Genomic DNA, 8,730 nt, shown 5'->3' on the forward strand with positions numbered 1-8,730 from the left:
CTCATATCAGTAGTTTAGCCTTTTTTTGCGTACCGTATCGCAATTTTTAATTTTGATACTTCCCTTGCAGCGAAATTTCTCGCGAGCGTTCGCAAATCAATTCTTTTTCGCTGTACTCAAAAAAGACCTAGGGCACACTGCTGCGGCTACCTCGTATCTCAGCCCGGTCGATTAATAAAAGTCCCGGTAGCCCTAAGGACACATCACGGCAAAGGAAAGCACCATGTCACTGGCAACCATTCATACCCGCGCCACATTAGGCATTCAGGCCCCACCGGTTACAGTAGAAGTTCATATCAGCAATGGGCTCCCCGGATTGATTTTGGTCGGATTACCGGAAACCACCGTAAAAGAGGCTCGAGATAGGGTTCGGAGCGCATTAATCAACAGTGGATTCACCTTTCCGGCGAAACGTATCACCGTTAGTTTGGCACCGGCAGACTTGCCGAAAGAGGGTGGCCGCTATGATCTCCCTATCGCTTTAGCAATACTGGCAGCGTCAGAGCAGATTCCTGCGGATAAATTAACCCACTATGAGTTCTTGGGTGAGTTAGCCCTATCAGGGGCGCTAAGGCGGGTTAGCGGCGCAATTCCGGCAGCACTCGCCAGTAGCCAAGTTCAGCGGCAATTAATTCTTCCGGTCGCGAATAATCTTGAGATAGGTCTTATTCCACAAGGCAACAGCCGGGTTGCCGATCACTTGTTAGCCGTGTGCGGTTTTTTACAGGGTGAAAATACCCTTGATCAGGGCCAGCTAGTTGAATCTGCACCAGAGTGGGATAGCAGCCTCGACCTGCAAGATATCATCGGGCAGTCACAGGCTAAGCGAGCCTTAGAAATTACTGCGGCGGGGGGCCATAACCTGCTATTACTCGGGCCACCAGGAACGGGCAAAACGATGCTGGCAAATCGGTTAACTGGATTATTGCCGCCGCTGACGGATCAAGAGGCATTAGAGGCCGCGGCCATTAACGGTCTACTGCACAGTAACGCGCTACCCGCCCAATGGCGCTGCCGGGCTTTTCGCGCCCCCCACCATAGCGCCTCAATGGCGGCACTGATTGGCGGTGGTTCTATTCCACGCCCCGGTGAAATCTCATTGGCGCACAATGGTGTACTCTTCCTGGATGAATTACCCGAATTTGAACGTCGGGTGCTGGATTCACTGCGCGAGCCACTGGAATCAGGCGAAATTATCATTTCTCGTGCAGCGGCTAAAGTGTGCTTTCCTGCCAAAGTGCAACTGATTGCCGCAATGAACCCCAGCCCCAGTGGCCATTATCAGGGTGTCCATAACCGTACACCGCCACAACAGATTCTGCGTTATCTGGCAAAATTGTCGGGGCCGTTTCTGGACAGGTTTGATTTGTCGATAGAGGTGCCATTGCTGCCATCAGGTATGCTGGGGGCTCAGAAACATCAAGGGGAAAGCAGTGAAACGGTTAGGCTACGAGTATTGCAGGCAAGGCAGAGGCAATTGGATCGAGCAGGGAAGATAAATTCGCAGCTTAATAGCCAAGAAATTGCCGAATATTGCTCCCTCGCTCCTGAGAATGCGGCCTTTCTGGAGCAAGTCCTGCTGACGCTGGGTTTGTCGGTACGCGCCTGGCACCATATTTTAAAAGTAGCGCGGAGCATTGCCGATCTCGCTCAGGAGAATTACATCCAAAGAAATCATCTTTCTGAAGCACTGAGCTATCGTTGTATGGACCGGCTGCTGTTGCAGTTACACAAGAGCCTGATGTAAATAGGGGAGAAAAACCCCCTATTATCAAACACCTATCTGATATCCAACGTCATTGGAATCGCAGGTAGGCAGCAAGCAAACGCATCCCGATGAACTTACTCAAGTAAGTGATTCGGGTAAGAGTGCGCCGCTAACACCCCTGCGATTTCTAGGACGAAGGATAAGAGGGGATTAATCGTCGCTATCGGTATAATCTTCCACCGCATCCATCTGCGGCTTGCCGCCTGATAGAGTATGGAAGCGTTTAGGACGACGAGTTCGGGTCACATATTTGGACCAGACTTTCTCCTCGGCACTGACGGGCTCACGTTCGCCGCGACAAACAGCAACAAACAACTGTTCTTCTTCCGTTACAGGCTGGCGTTTTCCGAGATCGAGTTCGTTGAAGGCGTAGCCATGGCGCTCTAGTAATTGCGCCTCTTTAATGGTGAAATCGCCGTGGCGCGAGAACCCGCGAGGATAATGCTTATTATCAAAAAAACGATTGGTCGTGATGAAGCTATCCGCCATCTGACACGCTCCTAATTCTCTCATGGTCGTGCTGTTTATGGCGCGGAGTATTAGATAGGCTTGACAGCGTGTAAAACAAAACATTTAAATCTTAACGACAAAAAAAATTGGAGATGGGTTTGGATACCGAATTACTGAAAACCTTTTTGGAGGTCAGTAGGACTCGCCACTTTGGTCGCGCTGCTGAATCTTTGTACTTAACACAGTCGGCGGTAAGTTTTCGTATCCGTCAGTTGGAAAATCAATTAGGTGCAAATTTATTCACTCGTCATCGCAATAATATTCGTCTGACACCTGCGGGAGAACGTTTGGTGCCTTACGCAGAAACACTAATGAGTACCTGGCAACTAGCCAAAAAAGAGGTTGCTCACTCACTACAGCATACCGAGTTGTCCATTGGTGCAACCGCCTCACTGTGGGAGGCATACCTCACTCCGTGGTTGCAACAATTATATAAACAACGAGAGGCATTGCGCCTTGAGGCGCGGATTGCACTGCGGCACTCGCTGGTGAAACAGTTGCACGAACGGCAACTGGATTTATTGATAACGACCGAACCACCTAAAATGGATGAACTGGCAAGCCAACTGTTAGGGCATTTTTCGCTGCGACTATTTTCTTTTGAGCCGATTGATTTATCGAAAGAAACTGAGCCAGACGCCGAGCATAAAAATGCAAATGAAGCACCTTATATCAAGCTTGAGTGGGGAGCTGATTTTCATCAGCAAGAGAATAGATTGCTGGAGAGCGAGCAAATGGCGGTATTAACGACCACATCGGCACATTTGACCCGGCAGCTATTAGAAACCACCGGTGGCTGTGCTTTCCTGCCCGAACACTGGCAAAAAGAATACCCTCAATTAGCCATGAACGCTGATATGCCAGCTATTGTGCGGCCACTGTATGCTGTTTGGTTGCAAAACAGTGACCAGCAAACATTGATTCGACAACTATTAAAAACACCGATGAATAACGCAGCTCAGAGCGCTATACGGGATTAAGTGGCGGCGACTGAGGGCGAGCACGCCGGTTCAGATAAAAAGCACTCATCGCCTTCTGAATCGCAATAAAGCTAAATAATAATATTCCGATGACAATTTTGGTCCACCATGAGCTAAGTGTGCCATCGAATGTGATGTAGCTCTGAATCAACCCCTGAATCAAGACACCAAACAGCGTGCCGAAAACTGTCCCGATACCACCGGTAAGTAATGTGCCACCGATAACGACTGCGGCAATGGCATCGAGCTCAACACCACTGGCTGCTAATGCATAGCCAGCAGAGGTATAGAGTGAGAAAACGATTCCCGATAGCGCGGCTAACGTGCTCGATAACATATAAATTTTAATTGTCGTTTGCCTGACAGGAACACCCATCAGTCCGGCAGAAACGCTATTACCCCCGATGGCATAAACATTATGGCCAAAGCGGGTTCGATGAGCCAACAGAATGCCAAATGCCACAACCATTAGCATGATGAAGGCTAATAATGTGAATCGCCCACCACCAGGAACTTTCCAGGCATAGTTCGCCAGCGTGGCATAAAGTGGGTGATCAATCGGTATCGACTCTTCAGAGACGATAAAACTCATACCACGAACGAAGAACATCCCAGCCAGAGTAATAATAAACGCAGGGAGTTTCAGAGAATCAATAATCCACCCCATCAATGCACCAAACATCGCCCCCATAACTAAGACAATGGCAAAAGCATACATTGGGTGAATACCATAAGTTCCGATTAACTTAGCCAATAACACGCCGGTAAATGCAATTACCGACCCAACCGATAAATCGATGCCGCCCGATAGAATAACGAAAGTCATCCCTACGGCGACAATGCCCAGAAAAGCATTATCAGTCAGTAAATCACACCACACTCGGGTGGAGGAGAAACTGGGGAACTGACTGAGACAAAAAGCGTATCCCAGAATAAAAACGGCGATAGTAATCAGCAAAGGAATATTGCGCTTTAACATTATTTTCGCCTCGTGAAGATATGGCTAAATGAGATCATCGGTGACTGCACAATCAAGACGGCTAATACCACAATAGCTTTAAGGACCAGGTTAAACTCTGGCTGATAGCCTGAAAGTAAGATCCCTGTATTCATCCCTTGAATAATCAAAGCACCAATAACCGAAAGCAAAAGATTAAATCGCCCTCCCATTAAAGATGCACCACCAATGACTACCGCCAGAATTGCATCCAGCTCCAGCCATAAACCAGCATTGTTAGCATCGGCACCACGAATATCTGCCGTCACAATAATGCCAGCGACCGCTGCACAGATACCACAAATCACATACACGGCAATCAGTACCAAGCGAGTACTCACTCCCGCATTACGTGCTGATCGTAAGTTGATACCAACAGACTCAATGAATAGACCCAGTGCTGTTTTTCGGGTCAATAACCACACTATAATCAACATACTAAATGCGATGACTACTGACATCGGCAAATACATCAGCGTACTGCTACCCAACTTCGCCAAGCCACCCGTATCAAATGTAACAATCTGCCCCTCAGTAATCAGCTGGGCTATCCCCCGTCCTGCCACCATTAACATTAAGGTGGCCACAATCGGTTGGATTTGTAATACCGCCACTAAGAAACCGTTCCATAAACCACATAACGCGCCAACCGCAAGGGCGGCGACTAATACCATTGGCAAAGGATATCCAGCACTGGTCAGTGTGGCCGCAGTTGCACCGGCTATTGCCATTACCGCACCAACCGACAAATCAATGCCGCCAGTAGCAATGACCAGTGTCATACCTAATGCCAGTAAAGCAACGGGAGCACCGCGATTTAGAATATCGATGACACTGCCAAACAACCGTCCATCCTGAATATGGATCGAGAAAAAGTTCGGGGCGACTAAACTATCAATCAATAAAATGACCGCCAGAGCACCAAATTGAGTGGCACCTTTCGGCAAGACCCATTTAACTTTGCGCGGTCGTTGCGGCATTGACAGGCTCCTATTAACCATGAAGTAACTCCTTATTGCACCGCGATCGCCTGCATGATGGCAGGAACGGAAATCTCATCGTGACCGAGTTGTGCAATATGTCGACGGTCACGCAGAACAATGACGCGATCGGCATAACCTGCCAATTCCTCTAATTCGGAAGAGATAATTAACAGTGCCAGCCCTTCATCACACAGTTTCTCAATCAGCCGAATAATTTCAGCATGCGCCCCCACGTCAATACCGCGCGTTGGCTCATCTAAAATCAAAAATCGAGGTTTTGTGGCAAGCCAGCGCGCTAATAAAACTTTTTGCTGGTTTCCACCGGAGAGATACTGAATTTGTTGCTCAGGGCCAGGAGTACGAATACCAAGCTGTTGAATGAATTGCTCAGCAATTTGAGTTTGTTCCCGCATTGAAAGTGGCCTTAACCATCCGCGCTGGGCCTGTAAGGCCAGAATAATATTCTCCCGAACTGTTGCAGCACCGACAATGCCATCAGTTTTACGATCTTCTGGGCAATAGCCAAAACCGAATTTTGATGCCGTGCGTGGTGTTCGGATCTTAACGGGCTTGCCTTGTATTTTGGCCTCCCCAGTATCCGGTGTCGTAACACCGAAAATTAATTGCGCAGTCTCGGTGCGCCCAGATCCTAATAGCCCAGCAAGTCCGACAATTTCACCAGGAGAAACAGCCAAATCGAAATTTTCCACCACACCCCGCCGACCATAGTTTTTAAACTCAACCAGTGGGTTGCTTGCCACAATATTATGTTCACCACGTTTGAGTAATTGCTCATCAAAGCTATGGCCCAACATCATCTGAACCAATTCGATACGGGGAAGTTCTGCGGTTGTTTTAGTGCCAACAAGTTTGCCATTGCGTAAGACAGTAATACGATCGCTGATCCGATAAACCTGATCGAGGAAATGCGTCACGAATACCATACCGATACCCTGATCTCGTAACTGACGTAAAATATCCAGCAACATACTGACTTCTTTAGCATCTAAACTTGCCGTTGGCTCATCCAGAATAAGTACTTTTGCTGATAGATCGACCGCGCGAGCAATGGCGACAATCTGTTGTATTGCAATAGAAAAGTTAGCTAACGGTTGCTGCACATCTAATGTAAGACCATAGCCCGTTAGCAGTTTTTCTGCCTGTAGATTCATCGTACGATGGTCAATTAACCCCCAACGTAATGGCTCACGGCCAATAAATAGATTTGCCGCAACAGATATATTGGGCAGCAAGTTGACCTCTTGATAAACAGTGCCAATCCCCAGTTTCTGGGCATCCGCAGTATCAATGGGACAAATGGCCTTACCATCTAAATAAACTTCACCGGCGGCCCGCTTATAGACCCCAGTTAATGCTTTGATTAAAGTCGACTTTCCTGCACCATTTTCCCCTAACAATGCGACAACTTCACCGCGAAGCAGAGAAAAATCGACAGAGTCCAATGCCTTAACACCAGGAAATTCAACTGACAAGCCACGGACTTCTAGCAGTGTTTCCATCAGATGTACCCACGTTCAAAAACGACTCAGATATTGCCCAAATACAGGTGACGAAAGCAGGCGGAGCAAGCCCCGCCATTTGAATCAATAACCAAGGCTCTTCTTAGATTCGTATTCCTGTTTAGCCGTATCAGGCTGTAACAGACGAGATTCTGTCTGGATAAACTTAGGCGGTTGGGTGCCATCTTTCTTCAGCGCAATTAATGCATCGAAAGCAGGGCCTGCCATATTCGGTGTCAACTCAACAGTAGCATTAGCCTCTCCGCTACTCATCGCTTTAAAAATATCAGGAACGCCATCGATGGATACAATTTTGATCTCTGAACCCGGCTTCAACCCGGCTTCTTTAATGGCTTGAATGGCACCTATCGCCATATCATCGTTATGTGCATAGACAGCACAGATGTTCTTACCGTTTTGCTCCGCTTTAATGAAACTCTCCATTACTTCTTTGCCTTTACTCCGTGTGAAATCCCCGGACTGAGAGCGAATTATTTTTACGTTAGGTGCCGACGCTATCCCGTCAGCAAAACCTTTCTTGCGGTTAATAGCCACACTCGAGCCAACAGTGCCTTGTAGTTCAACCACATTACAAGGTTTACCTGCCACATCTTTCAGTAGCCACTCACCAGCGACTTTACCTTCATATACACTGTCTGAAGCCACTGCGGCGGTGTACAAGGAGGGATCATTCACCTCTATCATTCGGTCAAGCAGGAATACCGGGATTTTAGCTTCTTTCGCTTCCTGCAAAACCGGTGTCCAACCCGTTGCAACCACAGGAGCAATAAAAATGGCATCAACACCCTGAGCAATAAACGATCTAACAGCCTTGATTTGGTTCTCTTGTTTTTGTTGAGCATCCGCGATTTTTAATGTAATACCGCGCTTTTCAGCCTCTTGTTTAGAAACCTTAGTTTCCGCAGAGCGCCAACCGGACTCTGAACCAATTTGAGAAAAACCCACGACTAGCGGAGCCGCTTGGACTGCACTACACATTGCCGCTGTTACAGCTGCTGCTAACAGTAAACGCCTGTACATATTTCTCTCCTCACTTGTCATCGTCGAGCCGCTGACTCACTACCATTCCGAAGAACAGTTAAGATAATCATTCAGGTCATTTACTGTCCTGAGCATCGGCCAATTTGCAAATTATGTTGTTCTAAAAGCATATGATGTTTTTTAAGGTGAGCTTCCTGATAGCTAAAATGTTAATTAGTTTTAGTACATTTTGTAAAAGTAATAATGAGCAACGTCACACCACAGAATAACAATCGTTTTGTACATAAATTCAGCTAAATAGGTATGCATTGGGAACGTTACCTTTTAAAATTTTGTCAGGCTTAAAAAATAACGGTTGTTAATGGCAGAATATTGTTCGAACAAAAAGATCTTTTTGGAATTGGTAAAATGGATGGAAAATATGAGGGAATAGTGGTCAGAACAGAGGTCAAGATAAAAGCAGAACTATGTTAAAGAAGTAATGTAAGTGTATCGGCGTATCATAAATGTACTAATTACGATTTTTGGGCATAAAAAAACCCCTCGCTTTCGCGAAGGGTTATTTATATGGCAGGGGCGGAGAGACTCGAACTCGCGACACCCGGTTTTGGAGACCGGTGCTCTACCAACTGAGCTACGCCCCTAAATTATGCTTAACATTATGCCTGCTAAGATAAGCAGGCATAATTTAAATAAGTGGCGGAACGGACGGGGCTCGAACCCGCGACCCCCTGCGTGACAGGCAGGTATTCTAACCAACTGAACTACCGCTCCACCGATTCTTTTACGTGTATCTTCCCGATACTTACCCTTAACAGGGCCAGCGCTCCGCGCTGTGCAAAACCGCTCTAAGCGATTTTGTCAGTTACCAGATGTCACTCTGATAACTCGTGTTTGATGCCTGGCAGTGTCCTACTCTCGCATGGGGAGACCCCACACTACCATCGGCGCTACGGCGTTTCACTTCTGA

Annotated in this window: 7 protein-coding genes and 2 tRNA genes; 2 read left to right on the top strand and 7 right to left on the bottom strand. The window is 47.3% G+C overall.

Annotation, left to right across the window (positions count from 1 at the left end; translation table 11 throughout):
• Positions 1-223 precede the first annotated feature (223 nt).
• Positions 224-1,747: a YifB family Mg chelatase-like AAA ATPase gene (locus tag V2A85_RS19565; protein ID WP_372560099.1), complete on the top strand. Its 1,524-nt coding sequence runs from the start codon at positions 224-226 to the stop codon at positions 1,745-1,747.
• Positions 1,748-1,918: 171 nt separating this feature from the next.
• On the opposite strand, the gene V2A85_RS19570 is transcribed toward V2A85_RS19565, so the two are convergent.
• A complete protein-coding gene (locus V2A85_RS19570) occupies positions 1,919-2,257 on the bottom strand; it encodes a DUF413 domain-containing protein (RefSeq protein WP_005190326.1) in 339 nt (112 codons plus the stop codon).
• A 119-nt stretch (positions 2,258-2,376) separates the two neighbouring features.
• On the opposite strand from V2A85_RS19570, the gene hdfR reads away from it, so the two are divergent.
• Positions 2,377-3,258 (top strand): HTH-type transcriptional regulator HdfR, encoded by an 882-nt coding sequence (gene hdfR, locus V2A85_RS19575; RefSeq protein ID WP_372560100.1) that lies wholly within the window; start codon positions 2,377-2,379, stop codon positions 3,256-3,258.
• Here the strand turns inward: hdfR and yjfF are convergent.
• The 6 genes from yjfF to V2A85_RS19605 all read right to left on the bottom strand — a co-directional run bounded on the left by yjfF (position 3,245) and on the right by V2A85_RS19605 (position 8,534).
• Positions 3,245-4,237, bottom strand: a complete 993-nt coding sequence (yjfF, locus tag V2A85_RS19580) for a galactofuranose ABC transporter, permease protein YjfF (RefSeq protein WP_083161832.1) — start codon at positions 4,235-4,237, stop codon at positions 3,245-3,247. The genes hdfR and yjfF overlap by 14 nt on opposite strands.
• The gene (gene ytfT / locus V2A85_RS19585) at positions 4,237-5,256 is read right to left on the bottom strand and encodes a galactofuranose ABC transporter, ATP-binding protein YtfT (protein WP_420072140.1); all 1,020 of its coding nucleotides are present in this window, start codon (positions 5,254-5,256) and stop codon (positions 4,237-4,239) included. The genes yjfF and ytfT overlap by 1 nt, the downstream gene beginning before the upstream one ends.
• A gap of 11 nt (positions 5,257-5,267) precedes the next feature.
• On the bottom strand, positions 5,268-6,758 hold the full coding sequence (gene ytfR / locus V2A85_RS19590) for a galactofuranose ABC transporter, ATP-binding protein YtfR (RefSeq protein ID WP_420072141.1): 1,491 nt from the start codon (positions 6,756-6,758) through the stop codon (positions 5,268-5,270).
• Positions 6,759-6,842: 84 nt separating this feature from the next.
• Positions 6,843-7,799 (bottom strand): galactofuranose ABC transporter, galactofuranose-binding protein YtfQ, encoded by a 957-nt coding sequence (ytfQ, locus tag V2A85_RS19595; protein ID WP_005162730.1) that lies wholly within the window; start codon positions 7,797-7,799, stop codon positions 6,843-6,845.
• Between the two features lie 529 nt (positions 7,800-8,328).
• A tRNA-Trp gene (locus tag V2A85_RS19600) sits at positions 8,329-8,404 on the bottom strand.
• A 53-nt stretch (positions 8,405-8,457) separates the two neighbouring features.
• Positions 8,458-8,534, bottom strand: a tRNA-Asp gene (locus V2A85_RS19605).
• Positions 8,535-8,730 lie beyond the last annotated feature (196 nt).

It is taken from the genome of Yersinia sp. 1252 StPb PI (assembly GCF_048593885.1).
Classification (GTDB): domain Bacteria; phylum Pseudomonadota; class Gammaproteobacteria; order Enterobacterales; family Enterobacteriaceae; genus Yersinia; species Yersinia enterocolitica_E.

Excerpts from the sequence above, each read along its gene's own strand:
- V2A85_RS19565 (WP_372560099.1), top strand. The coding sequence starts at position 224 with ATGTCACTGGCAACCATTCATACCCGCGCCACATTAGGCATTCAGGCC.
- ytfQ (WP_005162730.1), bottom strand. The coding sequence starts at position 7,799 with ATGTACAGGCGTTTACTGTTAGCAGCAGCTGTAACAGCGGCAATGTGT.
- yjfF (WP_083161832.1), bottom strand. The coding sequence starts at position 4,237 with ATGTTAAAGCGCAATATTCCTTTGCTGATTACTATCGCCGTTTTTATT.
- ytfR (WP_420072141.1), bottom strand. The coding sequence starts at position 6,758 with ATGGAAACACTGCTAGAAGTCCGTGGCTTGTCAGTTGAATTTCCTGGT.
- V2A85_RS19570 (WP_005190326.1), bottom strand. The coding sequence starts at position 2,257 with ATGGCGGATAGCTTCATCACGACCAATCGTTTTTTTGATAATAAGCAT.
- ytfT (WP_420072140.1), bottom strand. The coding sequence starts at position 5,256 with ATGGTTAATAGGAGCCTGTCAATGCCGCAACGACCGCGCAAAGTTAAA.